This is a genomic window from Palleronia sp., assembly GCF_042089775.1.
Lineage (GTDB): Bacteria > Pseudomonadota > Alphaproteobacteria > Rhodobacterales > Rhodobacteraceae > Palleronia.
Map to the genome: position 1 here is coordinate 16,097 of NZ_JBELKF010000034.1, position 21,546 is coordinate 37,642.

General features: G+C 66.8%; 26 protein-coding genes. 14 read left to right on the top strand and 12 right to left on the bottom strand.

From position 1 onward, the window contains the following. The first annotated feature begins 146 nt into the window (after positions 1 to 146). The 3 genes from ACFDS3_RS10235 (at position 147) to ccoS (ending at position 3,685) form a co-directional block, all read left to right on the top strand. Entirely contained in the window at positions 147 to 1,169 is a 1,023-nt protein-coding gene (locus tag ACFDS3_RS10235) for a patatin-like phospholipase family protein (protein WP_375262256.1), read from the top strand. A 120-nt stretch (positions 1,170 to 1,289) separates the two neighbouring features. Then, complete coding sequence (locus tag ACFDS3_RS10240) at positions 1,290 to 3,503, top strand: heavy metal translocating P-type ATPase (RefSeq protein WP_375262257.1); 2,214 nt, start codon at positions 1,290 to 1,292, stop codon at positions 3,501 to 3,503. Beyond that, positions 3,500 to 3,685: a cbb3-type cytochrome oxidase assembly protein CcoS gene (gene ccoS / locus ACFDS3_RS10245; RefSeq protein ID WP_375262258.1), complete on the top strand. Its 186-nt coding sequence runs from the start codon at positions 3,500 to 3,502 to the stop codon at positions 3,683 to 3,685. Before ACFDS3_RS10240 ends, ccoS begins: the two co-directional genes overlap by 4 nt. Before the next feature lie 3 nt (positions 3,686 to 3,688). Here the strand turns inward: ccoS and ACFDS3_RS10250 are convergent, their stop codons facing one another. From ACFDS3_RS10250 to ccoN, 6 genes are read right to left on the bottom strand one after another with little or no spacing between them, the layout of a single operon-like run. Further along, positions 3,689 to 4,516, bottom strand: a complete 828-nt coding sequence (locus ACFDS3_RS10250; RefSeq protein ID WP_375262259.1) for a DUF2189 domain-containing protein — start codon at positions 4,514 to 4,516, stop codon at positions 3,689 to 3,691. Positions 4,517 to 4,527: 11 nt separating this feature from the next. After that, on the bottom strand, positions 4,528 to 4,731 hold the full coding sequence (locus ACFDS3_RS10255; protein ID WP_375262260.1) for a hypothetical protein: 204 nt from the start codon (positions 4,729 to 4,731) through the stop codon (positions 4,528 to 4,530). After that, positions 4,728 to 5,603: a cytochrome-c oxidase, cbb3-type subunit III gene (gene ccoP / locus ACFDS3_RS10260; protein ID WP_375262261.1), complete on the bottom strand. Its 876-nt coding sequence runs from the start codon at positions 5,601 to 5,603 to the stop codon at positions 4,728 to 4,730. The genes ACFDS3_RS10255 and ccoP overlap by 4 nt, the downstream gene beginning before the upstream one ends. Then, a complete protein-coding gene (locus ACFDS3_RS10265) occupies positions 5,594 to 5,764 on the bottom strand; it encodes a cbb3-type cytochrome c oxidase subunit 3 (RefSeq protein WP_375262262.1) in 171 nt (56 codons plus the stop codon). The genes ccoP and ACFDS3_RS10265 overlap by 10 nt, the downstream gene beginning before the upstream one ends. A 4-nt stretch (positions 5,765 to 5,768) precedes the next feature. Continuing rightward, positions 5,769 to 6,545, bottom strand: a complete 777-nt coding sequence (gene ccoO, locus ACFDS3_RS10270; protein WP_375262263.1) for a cytochrome-c oxidase, cbb3-type subunit II — start codon at positions 6,543 to 6,545, stop codon at positions 5,769 to 5,771. Positions 6,546 to 6,549: 4 nt separating this feature from the next. Next, on the bottom strand, positions 6,550 to 8,205 hold the full coding sequence (gene ccoN / locus ACFDS3_RS10275; protein WP_375262264.1) for a cytochrome-c oxidase, cbb3-type subunit I: 1,656 nt from the start codon (positions 8,203 to 8,205) through the stop codon (positions 6,550 to 6,552). A gap of 189 nt (positions 8,206 to 8,394) precedes the next feature. On the opposite strand from ccoN, the gene dusA reads away from it, so the two are divergent. Then, positions 8,395 to 9,396, top strand: coding sequence for a tRNA dihydrouridine(20/20a) synthase DusA (gene dusA, locus ACFDS3_RS10280; RefSeq protein WP_375262282.1), 1,002 nt, complete (start codon positions 8,395 to 8,397; stop codon positions 9,394 to 9,396). A 4-nt stretch (positions 9,397 to 9,400) separates the two neighbouring features. On the opposite strand, the gene ACFDS3_RS10285 is transcribed toward dusA, so the two are convergent. Genes ACFDS3_RS10285 through ccmI form a run of 3 tightly spaced genes read right to left on the bottom strand, consistent with a single transcriptional unit; the run spans position 9,401 to position 11,312 of the window. Beyond that, positions 9,401 to 9,634 (bottom strand): DUF1289 domain-containing protein, encoded by a 234-nt coding sequence (locus ACFDS3_RS10285; RefSeq protein ID WP_375262265.1) that lies wholly within the window; start codon positions 9,632 to 9,634, stop codon positions 9,401 to 9,403. Further along, positions 9,631 to 10,098, bottom strand: coding sequence for a Holliday junction resolvase RuvX (gene ruvX, locus ACFDS3_RS10290; RefSeq protein ID WP_375262266.1), 468 nt, complete (start codon positions 10,096 to 10,098; stop codon positions 9,631 to 9,633). The genes ACFDS3_RS10285 and ruvX overlap by 4 nt, the downstream gene beginning before the upstream one ends. Beyond that, a complete protein-coding gene (ccmI, locus tag ACFDS3_RS10295; protein ID WP_375262267.1) occupies positions 10,095 to 11,312 on the bottom strand; it encodes a c-type cytochrome biogenesis protein CcmI in 1,218 nt (405 codons plus the stop codon). Before ccmI ends, ruvX begins: the two co-directional genes overlap by 4 nt. Positions 11,313 to 11,485: 173 nt before the next feature. Between ccmI and ACFDS3_RS10300 the strand changes: the two genes are divergently transcribed. The 8 genes from ACFDS3_RS10300 to ACFDS3_RS10335 all read left to right on the top strand — a co-directional run bounded on the left by ACFDS3_RS10300 (position 11,486) and on the right by ACFDS3_RS10335 (position 18,486). Then, positions 11,486 to 12,730 carry a sarcosine oxidase subunit beta family protein gene (locus ACFDS3_RS10300; protein ID WP_375262268.1) on the top strand — a complete coding sequence of 415 codons (1,245 nt, stop codon included), beginning with the start codon at positions 11,486 to 11,488 and terminating at the stop codon, positions 12,728 to 12,730. Positions 12,731 to 12,776: 46 nt separating this feature from the next. Then, a complete protein-coding gene (locus ACFDS3_RS10305; protein WP_375262269.1) occupies positions 12,777 to 13,124 on the top strand; it encodes a sarcosine oxidase subunit delta in 348 nt (115 codons plus the stop codon). Next, positions 13,121 to 16,084, top strand: a complete 2,964-nt coding sequence (locus ACFDS3_RS10310; RefSeq protein ID WP_375262270.1) for a sarcosine oxidase subunit alpha family protein — start codon at positions 13,121 to 13,123, stop codon at positions 16,082 to 16,084. The genes ACFDS3_RS10305 and ACFDS3_RS10310 overlap by 4 nt, the downstream gene beginning before the upstream one ends. Beyond that, entirely contained in the window at positions 16,077 to 16,637 is a 561-nt protein-coding gene (locus ACFDS3_RS10315) for a sarcosine oxidase subunit gamma (RefSeq protein WP_375262271.1), read from the top strand. Before ACFDS3_RS10310 ends, ACFDS3_RS10315 begins: the two co-directional genes overlap by 8 nt. A 95-nt stretch (positions 16,638 to 16,732) precedes the next feature. Then, positions 16,733 to 17,332 (top strand): superoxide dismutase, encoded by a 600-nt coding sequence (locus ACFDS3_RS10320; RefSeq protein ID WP_375262272.1) that lies wholly within the window; start codon positions 16,733 to 16,735, stop codon positions 17,330 to 17,332. Positions 17,333 to 17,406: 74 nt separating this feature from the next. Then, positions 17,407 to 17,712 (top strand): hypothetical protein, encoded by a 306-nt coding sequence (locus ACFDS3_RS10325; RefSeq protein WP_375262273.1) that lies wholly within the window; start codon positions 17,407 to 17,409, stop codon positions 17,710 to 17,712. A 62-nt stretch (positions 17,713 to 17,774) separates the two neighbouring features. After that, positions 17,775 to 18,026 carry a hypothetical protein gene (locus ACFDS3_RS10330; protein ID WP_375262274.1) on the top strand — a complete coding sequence of 84 codons (252 nt, stop codon included), beginning with the start codon at positions 17,775 to 17,777 and terminating at the stop codon, positions 18,024 to 18,026. Position 18,027: 1 nt separating this feature from the next. Then, positions 18,028 to 18,486 carry a host attachment family protein gene (locus ACFDS3_RS10335; RefSeq protein WP_375262275.1) on the top strand — a complete coding sequence of 153 codons (459 nt, stop codon included), beginning with the start codon at positions 18,028 to 18,030 and terminating at the stop codon, positions 18,484 to 18,486. Positions 18,487 to 18,552: 66 nt separating this feature from the next. Here the strand turns inward: ACFDS3_RS10335 and gpt are convergent, their stop codons facing one another. Genes gpt through fabI form a run of 3 tightly spaced genes read right to left on the bottom strand, consistent with a single transcriptional unit; the run spans position 18,553 to position 20,545 of the window. Continuing rightward, positions 18,553 to 19,074 carry a xanthine phosphoribosyltransferase gene (gene gpt / locus ACFDS3_RS10340; RefSeq protein WP_375262276.1) on the bottom strand — a complete coding sequence of 174 codons (522 nt, stop codon included), beginning with the start codon at positions 19,072 to 19,074 and terminating at the stop codon, positions 18,553 to 18,555. A 16-nt stretch (positions 19,075 to 19,090) separates the two neighbouring features. Beyond that, on the bottom strand, positions 19,091 to 19,705 hold the full coding sequence (locus ACFDS3_RS10345) for a LysE family translocator (RefSeq protein ID WP_375262277.1): 615 nt from the start codon (positions 19,703 to 19,705) through the stop codon (positions 19,091 to 19,093). A gap of 36 nt (positions 19,706 to 19,741) precedes the next feature. Beyond that, entirely contained in the window at positions 19,742 to 20,545 is an 804-nt protein-coding gene (gene fabI, locus ACFDS3_RS10350; protein ID WP_375262278.1) for an enoyl-ACP reductase FabI, read from the bottom strand. 82 nt (positions 20,546 to 20,627) lie between these two features. Here fabI and pdxH point away from each other — a divergent pair, with 82 nt between their 5' ends. Further along, complete coding sequence (gene pdxH, locus ACFDS3_RS10355; protein WP_375262279.1) at positions 20,628 to 21,233, top strand: pyridoxamine 5'-phosphate oxidase; 606 nt, start codon at positions 20,628 to 20,630, stop codon at positions 21,231 to 21,233. Positions 21,234 to 21,358: 125 nt separating this feature from the next. After that, positions 21,359 to 21,546: cold-shock protein (locus tag ACFDS3_RS10360; RefSeq protein WP_375262280.1), on the top strand; the 188-nt coding region annotated here is incomplete at its 3' end.

Here is a 21,546-nt window from a genome sequence, read left to right on the forward strand (position 1 = left end):
GTGCTCGGACGCGGCGGCGCAGATCACCGGCACGACGATCTCGGTCGATGGCGGCTGGACGGCGCGCTGACCGGGCGGCACGAGCAGCGGACGTGACGACCTGACGGGCTCGATCGCGGGAACTCGGCCACCGGGGATGCAGGCGGATGACGAATCTCAAGCGGATCAACATTGCGTTGCAGGGTGGGGGCGCACACGGAGCCTTCACCTGGGGCGTGCTCGACCGAATCCTCGAATCCGACAGGGTCGAGATCGCCGCCATCTCCGGGACCTCGGCCGGTGCGCTGAACGGTGCCGCCCTGAAGGCCGGCCTCGCCCGTGGCGGACCCGATGCGGCGCGCGAAAATCTCTCGTGGCTCTGGTCACGCATCCTGGGGGTGCGGGACCTGAGGCTGGGGACCTGGCTGTCGCCGATCGCGCCGGCAACCGAAGCGATTTCCAGGGCGATCGAGTATTCGACGCTCTACACCGTCAGCGACATCCTGGGGCAGGCGACCTCGCCCTATGCGCTCGGGCCGTTCTACCGCAACCCGCTCGCCCCGATTGTGTCGGACATGCGCTTCGACGACGTTTCGTCTCAGGTCGGACCGGAATTCCACGTCTGCGCCACGAATGTCCGCACCGGCAAGATCCGCGTCTTTTCTGGCAGCGAGCTTTCGCCCGAAGCCCTCCTGGCCTCGGCCTGCCTGCCGTCGCTGTTCCAGGCGGTCGAGATCGACGGCGAGGCATACTGGGATGGCGGCTACACCGGCAACCCGGCGCTCTTTCCGTTCTACGACGCGGCGCTGCCCGCCGACGTGGTGATCGTGAACATCAACCCGCTGGTGCGCGACGACCTGCCCTATACCGCCCACGAAATCCACAACCGGATCAACGAGATATCCTTTAACAGCTCGCTCCTGCGGGACCTGCGCGCCATCCGCTTCGTCCAGAGGCTCATCGAAGAGGGGCGGGTGCCAGAAGGCGCGATGAAATACGTCTTTGTCCACATGATCGCCGATGACGGTCTCATGCGGGACCTGTCGGTGGCGACCAAGCTGATCCCCTCGGCGATCCTCATTGACCGCCTGTTCAAGGCCGGCCGCGCCGCCGCCGACAGGTTCCTCGACGCGCATCTCGAGGATCTGGGGCAGCGCTCCACCGTCGATCTGGCCGAGATGTACGACTGATCCGCTCGACTTCAAAGCCCGGCGGAATGGGTGTAGGCTTCGGCATGTTCCGGCTTTGAGATCATCAGGAGCTGCGATCCCGTGAGTTGTTGCGACACCGCCGCCTCTGCCGAGGGGGCCATGCCCGGGGAATTCCGACGCGCCGAACGTCTTGGACGGGTGCGAAAGGGTGACGACGGGCACGGGCACTGTCGCCTGTCGGTCCCCGACATCAGCTGCGGGAAATGCATCGGTGCGGTCGAACGGGCGCTCTCGGACTGCGAAGGTGTCGTCGCCGCGCGCGCGAACCTGACCCTTCGGCAGGTCGCCCTCATCCTGCGCAGCCCCGAGACGGACCCCCGGCCCGCGATGCAGCGGCTCCAGGCCAAGGGCTATCCTGCCACGCTGATCGACCTAGCCGCGCCCGAGGACAGCAAGGCCGATGACGCCGCCTCGGGCCTGTTGCGCTGCCTTGCCGTCGCGGGCTTCGGCGCGACCAACATCATGCTCCTGTCGGTTTCGGTCTGGTCGGGCGCCGAGGGTGCGTCGCGCGATGTCTTCCACATGATCTCGGCCCTCATCGCGCTGCCGGTCGTCGCATACGCGGGCCGTCCGTTCTTCGCTTCGGCGCTGACGGCGCTCAGGGGAGGGCGCCTGAACATGGACGTCCCGATTTCGCTCGCGGTGCTTCTTGCGACCGCGATCAGCCTTTTCGAGACAGCCATGCAGGGGCCCCACGTCTATTTCGACGCGGCCGTCGTGCTGCTTTTCTTCCTGCTCGTCGGGCGCTACCTCGACCAGCTCATGCGCGCGAAGGCCCGCAGCGCCGTCACCAGCCTCGCACGCCTGGCCGCGCGCGGCGCAATGCGCGAGCTGCCGGACGGGTCCACGGCCTATCTTGGCCTCGACGACATCCGGCCCGACATGGTGCTTCAGATCGCGCCGGGGGAGCGCATTCCCGTCGACGGCTGCATCCTCGACGGCGCGACCGACCTTGACCGCTCGCTGGTGACGGGCGAGCATGCGCCGGCGTCCGCAGGCCCCGGCGTCGCGATCGAAGCGGGCATCCTCAACCTCACCGGTGCGATCCGGATGCGCGTTCTGCGCCCGGCTGAGACGTCGTTCCTGGCCGAGATCTCGCGCATGCTTGCCGCCGCCGAACAGGGGCGCGGCGCCTATGTGCGGATTGCCGACAGGGCAGCGCGGCTTTACGCGCCGGTGGTTCACCTTCTTGCCGCGCTGACCTTCGCCGGCTGGGTCATTGCGACCGGCGCGTGGTATCCCTCGCTCTTCACGGCGATTTCCGTCCTTATCATCACCTGTCCCTGCGCCCTTGGCCTTGCCGTTCCCGTGGTGCACGTGTCCGCGGCTGGGCGCCTGTTCCGCGAGGGGATCATGATGAAGGACGGCTCTGCGCTGGAGCGGTTGGCGACCATCGACTGCGCCGTCTTCGACAAGACCGGGACCGTCACGACCGGCACGCCCGTCGTCACCGGCGGCGGCCCCGACGCGGCCGAGGATCGCGCGGTTGCCGCGGCCCTTGCGGCGCGGTCGCTGCACCCGGCCTCGCGCGCGATCGCGGCTTACATCGGGGGGCCACCCGCGCCGGTCGATCACCTGCGCGAGACGCCGGGCTGCGGCATCGAAGCGGTCGTCGCGGGCCGGCGCGCGCGACTCGGGCGGCACGCCTGGGTGATGGAGATCGCGACCGGCGGACACGCAGACGCCAGCGGACCTGCCTTCGCGCTGGAGGGCGGCCCCCTCTCGACCTTCACCGTCTCCGAAACGCTGCGCGAGGGAGCGGCCGATGCCGTCGCGGCCTTTCAGGCAGCCGGGATGCGGGTCGAGCTTCTATCCGGCGACGGCCCCGAAGCGGTCGAGGCCATCGTGCGCAATCTCCACTTCGATGCCGTGCGCCACGGCGCGACCCCGGCCCAGAAGATCGCCCATCTCGAGGCGCTGCGGGCCGAGGGGCGGCGCGTGCTCATGGTGGGCGATGGGCTGAACGATGCCGCGGCGCTTGCAGCGGCCCATGTGTCGATGGCGCCGGGATCGGCCTCGGATGCCGGGCGGATGGCGGCGGCTTTCGTCCTCACCCGCGAAGGGTTTGCCGCGGTCACCACCGCCTACGGCACTGCCCGCCGAGCCGCGCGGCAGGTGCGGCAGAATTTCGGCATCGCCATCGCCTATAACTGCATCGTCATCCCGCTGGCCGTCGCGGGTTTCGTCACGCCGCTCGTCGCGGCACTCGCCATGTCGGGCTCGTCGATCGTCGTGGTCGCCAACTCGATCCGGCCCGGGCGTCGGACCCTGACCACCCCCGGCAATCCCGCAGCGCAAGAGGGCTACGCATGAGCATCCTCGCCCTCTTGATCCCGACCAGCATCGGGCTTGGTCTGATCGGCCTCGTCGCATTCTTGTGGAGCATGCGCAGCGGCCAGTACGAGGACCTCAGCGGCTCGGCCGAACGCGTGCTGCTGGACGAAGAGGACCGGCCTCTTCCATCCCGCGACGCGACGGAAGAGGCCCCGGACTAGGTCTTATTCGGGGCTGAAGAAGACGCGTTCGCCGCGGCTGACGCGGATGTCGCGATAGGCATGCCACGTCGCGTGGCCGAGCACCGGGAAGATCACGATGAACCCCAGAAGCCCGGTCAGCAGCGACACCACGAAGAGGCCGACCACGATTGCGGCCCAGATCAGCATGACGCTGAGGTTGTTCCAGACCAGCGTCATGCTGATCCCCATCGCCGTCAGCGCGTCCGTGCGCTCTTCGAGCATCATGGGCATGGCGAAGACACTGATCGCGAAGCCGAACGCGGCAAAGAGGCCGCCGATGACGGTGCCCGTGATCAGCAGCGACCAGCCGATCCAGGTCGTGAAGATCAACGGCAGGATCTCGTCGAAGCCAGGGAAGGGGCGCACGCCCATGTGCAGCGCGTAAAGCAGGAACGCGGCGCGCTGCCAGAGCATGAACAGGAACAGCAGGAGCAACCCGAGGAACACCGCCTGGTAGGTCGACGCCGGCCTGACGAAGAGCATACCGCCGAGATGGGTCCGCTTGCCTTCCTCCAGCCGGCGACTCTTTTCATAAAGGCCGGTCGCGATCAGGGGCCCGAGGACCATGAACCCGCTCAGCGCCGGCAGGAAGAAGTAGTCCACCTCGAACCGGAACATCCCCCATACGACGAAGGCCGAGATGGCGAAGACCGCCAGCCCGTAGCACAGGCTCGGCACCGGATTTGTACGGAAGTCGTCCCAACCTGCCTTCAGCCAGCCAAGGGCCGTCCGCTTCGGCAGGTCTCGCGCCTTGGGATTGGGGCGCGGCAGGGGCGGGACGACTTTCGGGATTGCCGAATGCGTGTCCATGGTCTTCTCCCTCAACAGGCCGACTTGGCGGCGCGGTAGGTCGTGCCGCCGTGGTCGGGAGCTTCCAGGTGCGGGACGCAGGCAGGCTGCGATGTCACCGAGACGTAGACGAGATGAACGTTGGCCGCGATGACGACCAACCCGATGCCGACCGCCACGGCGATCCAGAACCAGCGCGACCCGAGGCGCCAAGGGGCGTTGGCCTGCCCGCTCATTCCGCCTCGGGCAGGTAGTCGAGCAGGTAGATCGCCAGGATCTTGCTCTGCGCCTCGCTCAACCGCCCTTCCCATGCCGGCATCCACCCGCGCCGGCCGTCGTGGATGGACCGGAACACCGATTGCGGGTCGCCGCCATAGATCCAGAACGCATCGGTGAGGTTCGGCGCCCCGATCTCGTTCAGGCCGGTCGCGTCCTCTCCGTGGCAGCTCGTGCAGTTCTCGGCAAAGATCGTCGCACCTTCCTCGAGCACGGCAGGCTCGGGCTCGCCCAGGCCGGAAAGCGAGCGCACATAGGCGGCCACGGCCCGGATCTGGTCGCGCGACAGGATGCCCATCTCGCCAAAGGCCAGCATCTCCGAGATCCGCGTCTCGGGATGCGCGGTGTTGATGCCCACCCGGATGGATTCCAGCACCGCCTCGTCGCTGCCGCCCCAGAGCCATGCATCGTCGATCAGGCTCGGAAAGCCCGGACCGCCGATCCCTTCGAGCCCGTGACACGCTGCGCAATTGTCGCCCCAGAGGGTCGGCGCGCTGGCCGTGACGACGTCCATCAGCGCCTGCTCGGACCGGATTTCGTCGAGCGTGGCGACCGACATGTGCGCCTCCCAGTGCTCGCGGTACCGTTCGCCGGCTGCAAGCTCTCCCTGGACCAGCTCCCTCTGGTTCACCCCAAGCAGGCCCTTGGTGTAGGTCGTGACCAGCGGCCATGTCGGCAGCAGGATCCACATGATCAGCGCCCAGACATGGGTGATGCCGATCGCCCACCAGACCGCGCGCGGCACGCGGGTGTTCAGCTCCTTGATGCCGTTCCAGTTGTGCCCGGTCGTCTGGTGCCCGGTCAGCGGGTCGCGTTCGTCCTCTACCGACATGGGCCATCCTCGTCATCGAGCACACTGTCGGCCGCGCGTTTGAATCGCTTTCCGTTCGACGGCCAGAAGGCGTAGAGCAGGGCGACCAGGAACATCGCGATCAGGTAGAACAGACCGAAGGTCTTGGCGAAGGCGACAAGGGTATCGTGACTGATCTCCATGATGTCATTCCTCCTCGAGTGTCTGGGCGATGTCGGTGATGTCGACGAGCTGCCCCAGGACCTGAAGATAGGCGACCATCGCGTCCATCTCGGTAGGAGCGCCCGAGAGGCCGTCGAAGTTCCGGATCGTGGTCTCTTCGCCATAGCGCTCGATCAGGCCGCTGACCCGCGGCCCGTCGGGCATCGCCTGCGCCAGCGCGTCGCTGACCGAGTTCTCGATCATCTCGTCGGTATAGGGGACGCCGACACGCTGCAGCGCCCTCAGCCGCTCGGGAAGATCGGTGATGTTCGCGTTCCGCCGCGACAGCCAGCGATAGGCGGGCATGACAGAATCCGGCACCACGTCGCGCGGATAATACAGGTGCGCCACGTGCCACGCGTCGGAATACTTGCCCCCGATCCGCGCAAGATCGGGGCCCGTTCGCTTCGAGCCCCAGAGGTGCGGGTGGTCGTACTTGGACTCGACCGCCCGCGAATAGGGGCCGTAGCGGTCGACCTCGTCCTTCAGCGTGCGGATCATCTGGCTGTGGCAGGTGTAGCAGCCCTCGCGGATGTAGAGGTCGCGGCCCACCTGTTCCAGTGGAGTGTAGACGCGCATGTCGGGCACGTCCTCGACCGTCTCGTCGATGGTGAAGAGCGGCGCGATCTCGACCGCGCCGCCGATGCTGCCGGCGACGATGATCGCCCCCGCCAGCCCGAGCGAGTAACGCTCCAGCCGGTATTGCGCGGCAAAGAGCCCGTGGAAGAACTTGCGGAACGGGGCCAGAAGGGACTTCAGCATCGTCTTACTCCGCCGGAAGGCCGTGGTCGTCCACCTCGCCGCGCGGCGAGACGGGGTGATCCCGAACCACGGCCGCGCTCGGGGCCTGCCGGATCGTCATCCAGATGTTGAAACAGCCGAGCAGCGTTCCGGCGAAGAACATCGTCCCGCCGACCGCCCGCGCCACGTAGTAGGGGTTCATCGCGAGAACCGTGGCGATGAACGGGTACTGCAGCGTGCCGGCGTCGGTATAGGTCCGCCACATCAGGCCCTGCAGGATGCCCGAGTTCCACATCGCCAGGACGTAGATCACTGTCCCGAGGATCGCGAGCCAGAAGTGCCACTCGATCAGCTTGTTCGACCACATCCGCTCGCGTCGCCAGATCACCGGAACCGCCGCGTAGACCACCCCGAAGATCAGGATCGCGTTCCAGCCCAGCGCCCCTGCATGGACGTGGGCCACCGTCCAGTCGGTGTAGTGCGACAGCGCGTTGACCCCGCGGATGGCGAGGAGCGATCCCTCGAACGTGGTCAGGCCGTAGAAGATCGCGGCCACCATCATGAACCGCAGCGTGGCGTCGTCGCGCACCTTGTGCCACGCGCCGTTCAGCGTCAGCAGCGCGTTCGCCGCCGTCGCCCAGGACGGCACCAGCAGCATCACCGAGAACGTCATCCCCAGCGTCTGCACCCAGTGCGGCAGCGCGGTGTAGTGCAGGTGGTGAGAACCGGCCCAGACGTAGAAGAACACGATGCCCCAGAAGGACAGGATCGACAGGCGGTAGGAATAGATCGGACGCTCGGCGCGCTTCGGGAGGTAGTAGTAGAGCATCCCCAGAAAGCCCGCGGTCAGGAAGAACGCCACCGCGTTGTGCCCGTACCACCACTGCATCATCGCGTCCTGCACGCCTGACCAGACGATGTAGCTGCGCGACCCCGCCCACGACACCGGCAGCGCGATGTTGTTGAAGATGTGCAGGATGGCCACGATCAGGATGAAGGCCATGTAGTACCAGTTGGCGACGTAGATATGCGGCTCGTTCCGGCGCGCGAGCGTGCGCAGGTAAAGGACGAAATACGTCACCCAGACGATGACCAGCCAGAAATCCGCATACCACTCGGCCTCGGCGTATTCCTTGGACTGGTTGATGCCCATCAAGTAGCCCGAGACCGCCAGGATCACGAAAAGCTGGTAGCCAAACAGCACGAACCACGGGCTGAACTGCCCCGCCAGCCGTGCCCGGCTGGTGCGCTGCATGACATGGAACGACGTGGCGATGAGGGCCGTGCCGCCGAAGCCGAAGATGACGCCCGTCGTGTGCGCGGGGCGCAACCGACCGAAGCTCGCCCAGGGCGCGTCGATCGTCATGTCGGGCCAGGCCAGCAGGTAGGCGACCCACAGGCCGAAGAACATGCCGATGATCGCCCAGACCATCGCCAGGATGATCCCGACCTTGATCGGGTCGTCGTAATAGCTGCGGTAGACGTCGCGGGAGGGCTGCGGATCGTCCAGGTGCGACAGCACCCGGAAAAACAGGATCGCGCAGAAGATAATGACGATGAAGCCGTGAACCCCGAAGGCCTCACCCGCGCCGGCGACGGCCATCGCAAGGCCGATCAGCCCCCCGATGCCAAGCAAGACGAGCGCAGACTGGCGCTCACCCACGGTCAGATTGGCAATCATTTTTCCCCCTGAACGCAGCTTCTTCAGCATGATGTCAGATCATCTCGTAGTTGTGAACCGCCGATACTGGAGATTGGACGAAACACCGCACCTCGGTCCGACCCGCGCCTCCGCGCCGGGCTTTCCAAACGGACGACCGCGCTGTAGCAACACCGCTCGCATGAGACCCGGAGGCAAAGCGTGCCCGAGATGACTGCCAGTGGAAAACCGATGGCCGAAGCCGCCCGCCTGTCCGTTGCGCCGATGATGGATTGGACCGACCGGCACTGCCGCGTCTTCCATCGCAAGATGTCGCGCCACGCGCTGCTCTATACCGAGATGGTGACTGCCCCCGCACTCGTGCGGGGCGGGGCGCGGCATCTCGTCACCTTCGACGACACCGAACACCCGGTGGCGCTGCAACTCGGCGGCTCGGACCCGCAAGAGCTGGCCGCGGCGGCAAGGATCGGCGCCGAAGAAGGCTACGATCAGATCGACCTCAACTGCGGCTGCCCGTCCGATCGTGTGCAGTCGGGCACCTTCGGAGCGGTTCTCATGCGCCACCCTGACCTCGTGGCCGAATGCGTGGCCGAGATGATCCACGCCCAAGGGCGCGAGGTCACGGTGAAGTGCCGCATCGGCGTGGACGAGCAGGAGCCCGAGGTCATCCTGCCTGATTTCCTGCAAAAGGTCGCCGCCGCGGGGGTGCGCCGCGTGACGATCCACGCCCGCAAGGCCTGGCTTCAGGGGCTCAGCCCGAAAGAGAATCGGGACATTCCGCCGCTTGATTACGCGCTCGTCCACCGGATGAAGGCGGCGTTCCCCGACCTGCATATTTCGATCAACGGCGGCATCGACAGCCTCGATGCGGCGTCCGAGCACCTGGACGCGCTTGACGGGGTGATGATCGGCCGCGCCGCCTACCAGCGCCCCGCCGACATCCTGCTCGACGCCGACCGTCGCATCTACGGCGACGCCGCCCCGCGCCCGACGGCCGAGGATGTCGCGCGCGAGATGATCCCCTATGCCGAGGCCCACATCGCCGACGGCGGGCGCCTGCACCAGGTCACGCGCCACATGCTGGGCCTGTTCACCGGGCGCCCCGGCGCGCGGCACTGGCGGCGCATCCTGTCCGAGGGCGCGAACCGTCCGGGAGCGGATGGAAAGCTGGTTGAAGAGGCGCTCGCAGCCGTCACGCGCGAGGCTGCCTGACGCGCTACTCCTGCGACCGCGTCCGCGCGCGTCCGCCCCGGCGGCGGGCGACCAGGCCCTGGCGGCTCGGCAGTTCGGCCAGCACCGCGCGGCGTTCGTCCGCAGACATGATATTCCAGGTCGAGATCTCGTCGATCGACCGCAGGCAGCCGGTGCACAGCCGGGACTGCGGGTGGATCACGCAGACCTTGATGCACGGGCTCTGAACCTCGTCGCGTTTCCAGACGTCGTCGCTCATCCGATCCTCGCCAGCCTGTCCAGTGCACCTTGAAGGATGTAGGCCGCCGCGACCTGATCCACCACCTCGGCGCGGCGCGCGCGGCTGGTATCGGCCTCGAGCAGCGCGCGTTCGGCCGCCACGGTCGACAGCCGCTCGTCCCAAAAGCCGATGGGCAGGTCCAGAAGCCGCGACAGGTTTCGCGCGAAGGCGCGGGTGGACTGCGCGCGCGGCCCCTCGCTGCCGTCCATGTTGCGCGGCAGGCCCAGAACGATGCCGCCGATCTCGCGACCCTGCGCGATCTCGACCAGGCGGCCCGCATCCTGCGTGAACTTCTTGCGACGCACCGTTTCAATCCCGCTCGCGACCGAGCGCATCCGGTCCGAAACGGCGACGCCGATCGTCTTGGTCCCGAAATCCAGCCCCATCAGCGCGCGCATCGGGGGCAGGGCGGCAGCGAACTCTTCCATCCGGTCATGGATCATTGCGCGACACCCGCCTGATCAGCGGCCTCCTCGATCAGGGCCAGATCTTCGGGCTGATTGGCAAAGACCTGCTGCGCCTCGCCATAGATCGCCGTCGCGCGCTCGGTATCGCCCAGAACGCCCAGGGCCGCGATCAGCCGCGCCCATTCCGGCGCCGCGCCGCCTTCGGTCGCGAGGCGTTCGCTGAGGCGCGCAACCATTCCCTCGACCATCTGCTGGCGGTCTTCGGGGCTCATCTGCGCGGCGGCGGCCATGTCCTCGGCTGTGGGACCGACCGGCGCGGCGGGTGCCTCGTACTCCACCCCGGCCCGCGCGGCGACCTCGCCGATCTGGGCGCGGATCGCCGCGACCCACGGCGCGTCGGCCGGCGCGGATTCGAGCAGCGGACGCCAGATGCCGAAGGTGCGGTCCGGACGGCCGGTCTGCGCATAGCTCAGGCCTATGAAATAAAGCGCGCGGGTGTTGCGCGGGTCGATCTGCAGCGCGGCAGCGAACTGCGCCTCGGCCTCGGGCGAGATATAGCCGCCCGCGTTCATCACCATGAGCTCGCCCAGGTACGCATAGGCGTCGGCCGGGGCATCGTCGCCAAGGACCTCGACCAGCCGTTCCTGCGCCTCGCGCGCGGCGCCGAAATTGCCCAGCCGCGCCTCGTTCGCCGCCAGAAGGCGCAGGCCCTGCGGATCGTCCGGCCGCTCTTCGAGCACCGTCCGCAGACGCTCCATCAGGTCCGCGAATTCGGGCCCCGGCTCCACCGGCTCGGGTAGGGCGCCGGCCTCCTGCGCGCGCGCCTCGGCCTCTGGCTGGCTCAGGCGCGCGGCACGGGCGCTGTCGGCGTCGGCCAGCCGCGCGCGCAGGGGCAGGTCGGGGTAGCCCGGCGCACCTTCGATGCGATAGATCGCAAGGCCCCCCGCCATCACCGCAACCGCGACGAGCCCCGCAGCCACCAGCCGCACCGGCTTGGACGCCTCGCGCATCCGGCGCGCGCCCCGGCGATCCGCCTCGAGCAGCCGGCGCGAGACTTCGGCGCGGGTGCGATCGGCCTCGTCCTCGGTCAGGACGCCACGCGACAGATCACGGTCGATCTCGGTCAGCTGGTCGCGGTAGATCGCCATGTCGTGCGCCGCCTCGCGGCCACCACCGGGCCGGAACAGCGCGGCCAGCACGGGCAAGGCGCCCAGCGCGGCGATCAGCACGGCGGCGATCCAGAACAGCATTTCATTCCTTCCCGTGGTGGGTCCCGGCCTCTCTAGACGCATCGTGCCGCGGCGAAAAGCGGATGGAATGCCGCGCCCGGGCGGGCATGTCGCAAACATGGTTGAACATGCCGCTGGCACGCATTTACTCGCACGCGCCGGGCCGTAGGACGGGCCGGACGGAAGGGACGCCGATGAAACGCTATTCTGCCTTCGCCATCGCCCGTGAGGCGTTTCGCCACCATACCGGCTGGACGCGCGCCTGGCGCAGCCCCGAGCCGAAGAAGCGCTACGACGTCGTCATCGTCGGCGCCGGCGGTCACGGCCTCGCCACCGCCTATTGGCTGGGCAAGAACTACGGCATCACCAGCGTTGCGGTGCTGGAAAAGGGGTGGCTCGGCGGCGGCAACACGGGGCGCAACACCACGATCATCCGCTCGAACTACCTGCAGGACCCGTCCGCCGCGCTCTACGAAAAGTCCCGCAGCCTCTTCGAGACGATGAGCCGGGACCTCAACTACAATGTGATGTTTTCGCCCCGCGGCGTCCTGATGCTCGCCCAGACCGAGCATGAGAAACGCGGCTACCTCCGCACCGCCCATGCCAACATGCTTCAGGGGATCGACACGCGCTTCCTCGGTCCCAAGGAGGTCAAGGAGATCTGCCCGATCCTGAACATCGACGGGCCGCGCTATCCCGTCCTTGGCGGCCTCTGGCAGCCCCGTGCCGGCACCGCGCGCCACGATGCCGTCGCCTGGGGCTATGCGCGCGCCTGCTCGGACATGGGCATGGACATCATCGAGCAATGCGAGGTCACGGACGTCACCCGCGACGGCGCCAGGGTCACCGGCGTGGACACGACGCGCGGCCATATCGACTGCGGCAAGCTCGGCATCGTCGTCGCGGGGCACTCGGGCCGTCTCGCCGAAATGGCGGGCTTCCGCCTTCCCATCGAATCCGTCCCGCTTCAGGCGCTGGTGTCCGAGCCGATCAAGCCCTGCATGGACATCGTCGTGATGGCGAACACGGTCCACGGCTACATGAGCCAGTCCGACAAGGGCGAGATGGTGATCGGCGGCGGCACCGACAGCTACAACGCCTACACCCAGCGCGGCTCGTTCCACCACATCGAGGAGACCGTGCGCGCCCTGGTCGAGACCTTTCCGATGATCTCGCGCCTCAAGATGCTGCGCCAATGGGGCGGCATCGTCGACATGACAGGCGACCGTTCCCCGATCCTGTCGAAAACCCCGGTCGAGGGCGTGTTCATCAACTGCGGCTGGGGCACCGGCGGCTTCAAGGCCACGCCCGGCTCGGGCTGGGCCTTCGCCGAGCTGATGGTCACCGGCAAAAGCCCCCTGACCGACGCCTTCTCGCTGAACCGCTTCCGCGAGGGCCGCTTCATCGACGAAAGCGTCGCGGCAGGGGTGGCGCACTGATGACTTCACGCCGTCCGACCCGCGACTTCAGATCCACGGGGTTCCCATGCTGATCCTCCACTGCCCCTATTGCGGCGTCGACGCCGACGAGACCGAGCTGACGCCCGGCGGCGAGGCGCATCTGACACGCCACGGCCCCGGCTCGAATGACGCCGATTTCGAAACCTACCTCTTCATGCGCGAGAACCCCAAGGGTCCCCATTTCGAAAGGTGGCGCCACGCCTTCGGCTGCGGCAAGTGGTTCCACGCCGCGCGCCACACCGTGACCATGCAGGTCTTCGGCACCTATCCCGCGCAGACGCAGAGGCCCCCGCAAGAGATCCTCGACCGCATCTCCGCCGCCCATCCCGGCTGGCGCTGGCGCGATCTCGGCGACGAAGGGACGCGCGCATGACCAGCTACCGCCTTTCCACGCCCGGCCGTCGCATCGACCCCCACCGCCGCCTGAACTTCACCTTCGACGGCAAGCCGCACGAGGGGCTGCACGGCGACACGATCGCCTCGGCGCTGATGGCCGGCGGGCGCACGCTCATGGGCCGGTCGTTCAAGTACCACCGCCCCCGCGGCCCCGTCACGGCCGGCCACGAAGAGCCGAACGCCCTCGTCGGCACCGGCACCGGCTCCCGGTTCGAGCCCAACCAGCGCGCCACCACCACCCGCATCCATGAGGGCCTGCGCGCCACCTCGCAGAACCGCTGGCCGTCCCTCGACCACGACATCGGCTCCATCAACACGGGCCTCTCGCGGTTCCTGCCGGCGGGCTTCTACTACAAGACCTTCACCTGGCCCGCCGCCTTCTGGGAGAAGCTCTACGAGCCCATCATCCGCCGCTCCGCCGGTCTCGGCCGCCCGCCCGAGGGGGTGGACGCCGACCGTTACGAGCACTTCCATTTCCACTGCGACGTGGCCGTGGTCGGTGGCGGCGTCACCGGGATCGATGCTGCGCTGAAGGCGGCGCGCGACGGCAAGCGCGTCCTGTTGATGGAGCAGGACACCCTCTGGGGCGGCCGCAGCGTCACCGACGGCGCCATCGACGGCTCGACGATCGACGGCCAGAGCGCTGCCGACTGGGTCGCCGCCCGCCTCGCCGAGCTTGCCGAGATGAAGAACGTGACGCTCCGCCTGAACCTGCAGGGATCGGGCGTCTACGATCACGGCTACCTCACCGCCTACGAGTGGGTGGCCGAGGATCGCCCCGGCGCCGACGCTCCCCGGCACCGCCTGTGGCGCATCCGCGCGGAGCACATCGTCACCGCCACCGGCGCGATCGAGCGTCCTCTGCCCTTTGCCGGCAACGACATCCCCGGCGTCATGCTCGCCTCGGCCGCGCGCGACTACGTCAGCGACTATGCGGTCAGCCCAGGCCGCCGGGTGGTGCTGGTGACGAACAACGACGACGCCTATCGCACCGCACTCGCGCTTCTCGACGCGGGCGTGACGGTGCCGCTTGTGATCGACGCCCGGCCGGATGCCTCGGGCGCCCTGCCGTCCCGCGTCCGCGACCGCGGGGTCGAGATCGCGAGCGCCTCGGGCATCAAGGCCGAGGGCGGCAAGGGCGTCACCGCAGTCCGCGTTTTCGCCATGGACGGCTCCGGCACGGGTGGCCGGTTGGTTGACTGCGACGCGATCGCGATGTCGGGCGGTTGGTCGCCGGTCCCGCACCTCTGGTCCCATTGCGGCGGCAAGCTCCTGTGGGACGACGCGCAGGCGTTCTTCTATCCCGACGCGGCCCGTCCACCTCTGGGTGCGGACGGGCGCGGGATGGCTTCGGCCGTCGGGGCCGCAGCCGGAGATCTCACGCTTTCTCTCACCGATCTCCTACAAGAGTCCGACAGAACTCTTACCGAGCAACCGATGCGCCCGGTCTGGGTGATGCCGGAAAGCGCGGGGCCTGACCTGCGGGCCAAGATGTTCCTCGACTATCAGAACGACGTGAAGGTTTCGGACATTCAGCTTGCCGCGCGTGAGGGGTTCGTCAGCGTCGAACACGCCAAGCGCTACACCACGCTCGGGATGGCGACAGATCAGGGGAAGCTCAGCAACATCAACGGCTTGGCGGTGCTTTCTCAAGAGGTCGGAAGCCCGATTCCGCAGGTTGGCACCACCACGTTCCGCCCGCCTTACGTGCCCGTATCCATGGGTGCGATCGCGGGTGAGGCACGCGGGGACATCTTCCAGCCCCTCCGCCGCACGCCGCTGCACGACTGGCACGAAGCGAACGGCGCAAGTTGGGAGCCGGTAGGCCACTGGCGCCGCCCGTTCTGCTACCTGCGCGCCGGCGAAGATCGGCAGGCGGCTGTAATGCGAGAAGTGAAGAACGCGCGGCAAGCCGTTGGATTGCTTGATGCTTCGACGCTTGGAAAGATCGTCGTGAAGGGTCCTGATGCGGGTCGCTTCCTCGACTTGCTCTACACCAACATGATGAGCACCCTGAAGGTCGGCCGGTGTCGCTACGGCCTGATGTGTTCCGAGAACGGCTTCCTCATGGATGACGGCGTCGTCGCACGGTTGAGCGACGACACCTTCCTCTGCCACACCACCACTGGGGGCGCGGACCGTATCCATGCCCATATGGAGGAATGGCTCCAGACCGAATGGTGGGACATGCAGGTCCATGTCTCGAACGTGACCGAGCAATGGGCGCAAATTGCCGTTGTCGGCCCCAACGCGCGGAAACTGCTGGAGAAACTAGGCGGGATGGACGTCTCAAAGGACGCGCTCCCGTTCATGACCTGGGCCGAGGGCCTGGTCGCGGACATTCCGGCGCGGATCTTCCGCATCTCGTTCTCAGGTGAGCTTAGCTACGAAGTTGCCGTTTCTGCAAATCATGCCAGCGCGTTGTGGAGTAAACTTCACGAAGCAGGTGAGGGGTTCGGCGCGACGCCCTATGGCACCGAAGCATTGCATGTGCTGCGTGCCGAGAAGGGATTCATCATGATCGGCGACGAAAGCGACGGCACCGTAATTCCGCAGGACCTCGGACTGAACTGGGCGATCTCGAAGAAGAAGGACGATTATATCGGCAAGCGCGCGCAGGAGCGGGCGCACATGGCGGATCCCAGCCGCTGGCAACTGGTGGGACTCCAGACGCTTGATGGGGGCGTGCTGCCGGATGGCGCCTACGCCGTGGCCGAAGGCGTCAACGAGAACGGGCAGCGCAACACCCAGGGCCGGGTAACCTCGACCTACCATTCGCCGACGCTGGGCCACGGCATCGCGATGGGGCTGATCCTGAACGGGCCCGACCGAATGGGCGACGTGCTGGAGTTCCCGGGCACAGACGGGGTCGTCCACAAGGCCCGCATTTGCGACCCGGTCTTCTACGACAAGGAAGGGGCCAAGCAGGATGTCTGACCTGTGCACCGCGTTGCGAGGCGCGCGTTTCGACGGCTATGTCTCGGTGTTCGAGGCGCAGCCGACCGGGATGATCCAGTTGCGGGCTGAGCTGGAGAACGGAGCGGTCGCCGAAGGCGTTTGCCGCGCCACGGGCGCCGAGGTCCCGCAACCGCTCGGGCTGGCCACCGGCGAATGCGGAACCGTGCTGTGGATGGCACCGGACGAGCTGTTGTTGCGTGTCCCGCTTGAGGTCGTGCCGGACACTCTGGCCGGCCTCGAGAAAGACCTGCGCGGCCATCACCACCTTTCGCTCGACATCAGCGCGATGCGAAGCGAGATCACCTTGCAGGGCACGGCGGTACGCGAGGTGCTCGCCAAGGTCACGCCGCTGGATATGGCGGTGCTTGATTCCGGCACCGTGCGCCGCACGCGGCTGGCGCAGGTTGCTGCGGCAGTGTGGCTTGAGGATGCCGAGACCGCCCGTGTTCTGTGCTTCCGCTCGGTCGCGACCTACGTTTTCGACGTGCTGGCCGTCAGCGCGCGAAACGGCGGTGAAGTCGGTGCCTTCTAGGGTTTCCGGGCGGCTCCGGCGGCCTAGATCACGCCTTGGCGAGCGGTCCGATCCTCGGACGCCGCCCGAGATTTTCAAATGACGGAGGGCCACCGATGGCTTTCGAACTGCCAGATCTGCCGTATTCCCATGACGCGCTTGCCGACAAGGGCATGAGCCGCGAGACGCTGGAATACCACCACGATATCCACCACAAGGCCTATGCCGACAAGACGGCCGACATGGTTGCCGGGTCCGAGTGGGAAGGCAAATCCATCGAGGACATCATCAAGGGCACCTACGACAAGAGCGTCGTGGCGCAGTCGGGCCTGTTCAACAACGCGTCGCAGTACTGGAACCACAACCAGTTCTGGAACTGGATGACGCCCGGCGAGAGCAAGATGCCGTCCGAAGTCGAAAGAGCTCTGACAGAGAGCTTTGGGTCGGTCGACACGTTCAAGGACGAGTTTTCGACCAAGGGCGGCGGCCAGTTCGGCTCGGGTTGGGTTTGGCTCGTGAAGGACGCGGACGGCTCGCTGAAGGTCACCTCGACCGAGAACGGCGTGAACCCGCTCTGCTTCAATCAGACGGCGCTGCTGGGCTGTGATGTCTGGGAGCATTCCTACTACATCGACTACCGCAACAAGCGGCCGGCCTACCTGTCGAACTTCCTCGACAAACTGGTGAATTGGGAAGACGTCGCATCGCGCATGTGACCCTCCGAGCTGTTGAAACAGCGACGGGCCGGTCCTTCGGGGCCGGCCTTTTGCATTGAGGGAAGGAGCAAACGATGGTCATCGAGATGGAGCCGCTTGACGCAGAGGTGCTGGCGCTTCTGCGGGCGCCGATGCGGATGCCGCCCGGTATGGCATTCCAGCCGATCTCGGCCGAGGCGGTGCTGGATGAGAGCGAGGGGTTTCGCGTCGTGGCCTCTCTCATGCTGACGGACGAGGCGTCGAGCGACGCGGCCGCGCAGTGGATCTGGGACCGCGTCGAAGAGGCCGCGCCCGTGGTCATCAAGGTTGGCGGGACGAAGGCGCGAGTCGGCGAACCGGCGGCGCTGGCCTGGTTGATTGACCGCGCTCGGTCGGTCTGAGGAACTCTGCCTCGGGGCCAAGGGTTTCTCCTTCGACACGAAACGAAAAGGAGCCTGTCGAAATGGCCGAGAGAAAGAGATCCAAGGACGGCACGAGCGAAACTGAACAATTCGTCGATGATGCCGTCGACACGCCGAACCAGGGCGGCCGTGCGCAGGGCAACCTCGAGCGCAGCGTCGGCACGCGCGACGAAGAGCGCCAGGCCGAGCGCGGCGCCGGCACGACCCGGGTGACCAAGTCCGACGAGAAGGGCGAAGGCAACCTCGGTGGCCTGCACGGCACGGGCGAAGACGACAACGGGAAAGGGAGTTGAGATGGCCGCGAGACTGACCAAAGGCACCTGGGTCCTGATCGCAGACGGCGAGAAAGCCCTGATCCTCGAGAATCAGACGGATCACGAGGACCCGTATCTGACGGTCCTTTCGAAGGAAGAGCAGGAGAACCCGCCTGATCGCGAACAATCGGCCAGCCAGCGCGGCCGGTTCAACGACGGGCCCAGCGTCCACCGCTCGGCCGTCGAGGACACGGACTGGCACCAGCTGGCGAAGGACCGTTTTGCGGACGACCTCGCCGACATGCTCTACAAGAAGGCCCACGAAGGGGCGTTCAAGGAGATCGTCCTGGTCGCGGCGCCCGGTGTGCTCGGAGAATTACGAAACAAGATCCACAAGGAAGTCGAGCAGAAGGTGATTGCCGAGGTGCCCAAGACCCTGACGAACCACAACCTCGACGATATCGAGAAAGTGGTGAAGCACGAGCTCGACGCTGCCTGAGGCGGCGTCTCGCGACGCTCGATAGCGGCGCGCCCTGACAAGAGGCGCGCCGTTTTCATGTCCGCCTCAGTCGGTGCCGCGGTAGGGCGGGACATATTGCAGCCCCATATCCCACGGAAAGAAGATCCACGTGTCCTGGCTGACCTCGGTGATGTAGGTATCGACCTGCGGCCGGCCCTTGGGCTTGGCATAGACGGTGGCGAAATGGGCCTTGGGGAAGGCGTTGCGCACCACTTCGAGCGTCCGACCCGAATCCACCAGGTCGTCCACGATCAGCACGCCGTCGCCGTCGCGCATCATCTCGAGGTCGGGGCTTTTCAGCACACGGGCATCGGTCTGCGTCTGGTGGTCGTAGCTTTTCACGCTGATCGTATCGACGACGCGAATGTCGAGCTCGCGCGCGACGATCATGGCCGGGGCCATGCCGCCGCGGGTAATGGCGACGACGGCGCGCCAGCCGCCCCCGCGCTCGCCGGCCTCGCCTTCGGGGCCCATCCCGTCGAGCCGCCAGGCCAGGGCGCGCGCATCGCGGTGAAGCTGGTCCCAGCTGACGTGGAAGCCTTTTTCGTGGGGGAGGCGGTCGTTCATTGCTGTCTCCTTGATGTCAGCCGAGCGCGACCTTCAGGCCGAGCGCGCCCAGTATGGTGCCCATCCCCCGGTCGAGCCAGACCTTGGCCCGCGCATAGGCCGCGCGCGGCCGGGGCAAGGAGAAGGCGCGTGCGGTAAAAAGGTACCACAGCGTCTCGATCCAGAGGATGTTGAACAGAACCAATGCTTTCGCGGCCCATCCCGCCGAGGGCGGAACGAGGCCGACGAACACGGCGCCGAAGAAGATGGCGGGTTTGGGATTGGCAAGCTGCGTGACGATGCCGAGACGGATGGCCGACCATGTGCCGCGCGGCGGTGCATCGGGCGCCACCTGCGGCATCGGCTCGGCCGCGTGGCGCCACATCTTCCAGGCGAGCCATAGAAGGAATACTCCGCCGCCGATCTTCAGGACGAGGAAAAGGGGCGGCAGGGCCTCGAACAGCAGGGCGAGGCCGGTCAGCGCGGCAAGCGCCCAGATCGTCGCGCCGATCCCGAAGCCGAGCGCCAGCCCGGCAGCGGGGCCGAACCCCTCGGACGCGGCGGTGCGCACGGATAGGACGAAGGACGGACCGGGAGAGATTGCCGCCAGCAGGTGCGCCAGGGCCACGCCGAAGGTTGCGGCGAGGCTCATGCGGCAAGGCCCGCGGGGAGGTGGCCGACCCGCACGTCAGTCCTTCGTGATGTCGGGCGCGTCGGGGTTCTTCATGCCGATGACGTGGTAGCCGGCATCGACGTGAAGAACCTCTCCGGTGACGGCCGAGCCGAGGTCCGACAGCAGGTAGAGCGCGGATTTGCCGACCTCGTCTTGCGTAACGGTGCGGCGCAGGGGCGAGTTGTACTCGTTCCACTTCATGATGTAGCGGAAGTCGCCGATCCCGCTCGCCGCGAGCGTCTTGATCGTGCCGGCGCTGATTGCATTCACGCGAATCCCGTCGCGGCCAAGATCCTCGGCGAGATAGCGCACCGACGCCTCGAGCGCGGCCTTGGCGACGCCCATGACGTTGTAATGCGGCATCACCCGCTCTGCGCCGTAGTAGGTCAGGGTCAGGGCCGAACCGCCCTCGGTCATCAGCTTCTCGGCGCGTTGCATCACGGCAGTGAAGGAGTAGCACGAGATGTCGAGGCTCATGCGGAAGTTTTCGCGGCTCGTATCGACGTAGCGGCCGCGCAACTCGGATTTGTCCGAGAAGCCGATGGCGTGGACGACGAAGTCGAGCTTGCCCCAGCGCTCTTCGATCGTGGCGAAGAGGGCATCTAGGCTGTCCATGTCGGCCACGTTGCACTCGACCAGGAAATCCGACCCGACCTGTTCCGCGAGCGGCTTGACCCGCTTCATCAACGCTTCGCCCTGGTACGAAAAGCACATCTCTGCGCCCTGTTCGCCAAGGGCCTTGGCGATACCCCAAGCGATGGACTTGTCGTTGGCCAGTCCCATGATGAGACCGCGCTTGCCCGCCATTAGTCCTGCCATGGTATCGCCTCGCTGGTGTCTGATTGGCCGAGGCTTTAGGCGATTGTAACAGGCGCATCAAGAGAGCGAGACCCTTCCTAAAATGTCCGACAGTTCAAGCATTCCCGAGACGGCCGACCCGGTGGCCCTGTTCCGCGAGTGGATGGAAGAGGCGGCGAAATCCGAGCCGAACGACCCCAACGCCATCGCTCTTGCGACGGTCGACGAAGGCGGCATGCCGAACGTGCGGGTCGTGCTCTTGAAGGAGATCGAGGCGAATGCCTTCGTCTTCTACACCAACTATGAAAGTGCCAAGGGTCAGGAACTGGCCGGACAGCCGCAGGCCGCTTTCGTCTGCCACTGGAAGACCTTGCGGCGGCAGGTACGGGTGCGCGGGCACGTCACGCGCGAGGATGGGCCGCAGGCGGATGCCTACTACGCCTCGCGCGATCTGGGGTCCCGGTTGGGGGCATGGGCATCGCAGCAGTCGCGGCCGCTCGACAGCCGGGAGACGCTCGCCGGGCGCGTGGAGCAGGCGCGCGAACGGTTCGGCGATGCACCGCCGCGGCCGCCCTTCTGGGGCGGCTTTCGGATCACGCCGGTCGAGATGGAATTCTGGAGGGACGGAAAAGACCGGCTTCACGATCGGTTCCAGTGGCGCCGCGACGATCCTTCGGGGGCTTGGTATGTAAAAAGACTTTCTCCTTGATCAATTTTTTCGTAAGGAAATCGGAGCGCCGCGGGGACCCGATCCGGCGATGAGGGGCGGTCGCCGTCGGTGCTCGAGAACGAGAAAATCAGGTTCGGGCCCACGGGCCCGTCGATAGGGGACAGATGTCTTTCAATAGCGACGACGATGGCAGGGCGTATACCGGCGTCGTGAAGTGGTTCGACAGCGCGAAGGGCTACGGGTTCGTGGTCGCCGACGACCTGGAACGGGACGTGCTGCTTCACGCCAACGTCCTTCGGAACTTCGGGCAGAACAGCGTCGCCGATGGTAGCCGGATTTCCCTGAAGGTGGT

Coding starts and splice junctions, on each gene's coding strand:
- ACFDS3_RS10235 (WP_375262256.1), top strand. CDS start 147: ATGACGAATCTCAAGCGGATCAACATTGCGTTGCAGGGTGGGGGCGCA.
- ACFDS3_RS10240 (WP_375262257.1), top strand. CDS start 1,290: ATGCCCGGGGAATTCCGACGCGCCGAACGTCTTGGACGGGTGCGAAAG.
- ccoS (WP_375262258.1), top strand. CDS start 3,500: ATGAGCATCCTCGCCCTCTTGATCCCGACCAGCATCGGGCTTGGTCTG.
- ACFDS3_RS10250 (WP_375262259.1), bottom strand. CDS start 4,516: ATGGACACGCATTCGGCAATCCCGAAAGTCGTCCCGCCCCTGCCGCGC.
- ACFDS3_RS10255 (WP_375262260.1), bottom strand. CDS start 4,731: ATGAGCGGGCAGGCCAACGCCCCTTGGCGCCTCGGGTCGCGCTGGTTC.
- ccoP (WP_375262261.1), bottom strand. CDS start 5,603: ATGTCGGTAGAGGACGAACGCGACCCGCTGACCGGGCACCAGACGACC.
- ACFDS3_RS10265 (WP_375262262.1), bottom strand. CDS start 5,764: ATGGAGATCAGTCACGATACCCTTGTCGCCTTCGCCAAGACCTTCGGT.
- ccoO (WP_375262263.1), bottom strand. CDS start 6,545: ATGCTGAAGTCCCTTCTGGCCCCGTTCCGCAAGTTCTTCCACGGGCTC.
- ccoN (WP_375262264.1), bottom strand. CDS start 8,205: ATGATTGCCAATCTGACCGTGGGTGAGCGCCAGTCTGCGCTCGTCTTG.
- dusA (WP_375262282.1), top strand. CDS start 8,395: ATGACTGCCAGTGGAAAACCGATGGCCGAAGCCGCCCGCCTGTCCGTT.
- ACFDS3_RS10285 (WP_375262265.1), bottom strand. CDS start 9,634: ATGAGCGACGACGTCTGGAAACGCGACGAGGTTCAGAGCCCGTGCATC.
- ruvX (WP_375262266.1), bottom strand. CDS start 10,098: ATGATCCATGACCGGATGGAAGAGTTCGCTGCCGCCCTGCCCCCGATG.
- ccmI (WP_375262267.1), bottom strand. CDS start 11,312: ATGCTGTTCTGGATCGCCGCCGTGCTGATCGCCGCGCTGGGCGCCTTG.
- ACFDS3_RS10300 (WP_375262268.1), top strand. CDS start 11,486: ATGAAACGCTATTCTGCCTTCGCCATCGCCCGTGAGGCGTTTCGCCAC.
- ACFDS3_RS10305 (WP_375262269.1), top strand. CDS start 12,777: ATGCTGATCCTCCACTGCCCCTATTGCGGCGTCGACGCCGACGAGACC.
- ACFDS3_RS10310 (WP_375262270.1), top strand. CDS start 13,121: ATGACCAGCTACCGCCTTTCCACGCCCGGCCGTCGCATCGACCCCCAC.
- ACFDS3_RS10315 (WP_375262271.1), top strand. CDS start 16,077: ATGTCTGACCTGTGCACCGCGTTGCGAGGCGCGCGTTTCGACGGCTAT.
- ACFDS3_RS10320 (WP_375262272.1), top strand. CDS start 16,733: ATGGCTTTCGAACTGCCAGATCTGCCGTATTCCCATGACGCGCTTGCC.
- ACFDS3_RS10325 (WP_375262273.1), top strand. CDS start 17,407: ATGGTCATCGAGATGGAGCCGCTTGACGCAGAGGTGCTGGCGCTTCTG.
- ACFDS3_RS10330 (WP_375262274.1), top strand. CDS start 17,775: ATGGCCGAGAGAAAGAGATCCAAGGACGGCACGAGCGAAACTGAACAA.
- ACFDS3_RS10335 (WP_375262275.1), top strand. CDS start 18,028: ATGGCCGCGAGACTGACCAAAGGCACCTGGGTCCTGATCGCAGACGGC.
- gpt (WP_375262276.1), bottom strand. CDS start 19,074: ATGAACGACCGCCTCCCCCACGAAAAAGGCTTCCACGTCAGCTGGGAC.
- ACFDS3_RS10345 (WP_375262277.1), bottom strand. CDS start 19,705: ATGAGCCTCGCCGCAACCTTCGGCGTGGCCCTGGCGCACCTGCTGGCG.
- fabI (WP_375262278.1), bottom strand. CDS start 20,545: ATGGCAGGACTAATGGCGGGCAAGCGCGGTCTCATCATGGGACTGGCC.
- pdxH (WP_375262279.1), top strand. CDS start 20,628: ATGTCCGACAGTTCAAGCATTCCCGAGACGGCCGACCCGGTGGCCCTG.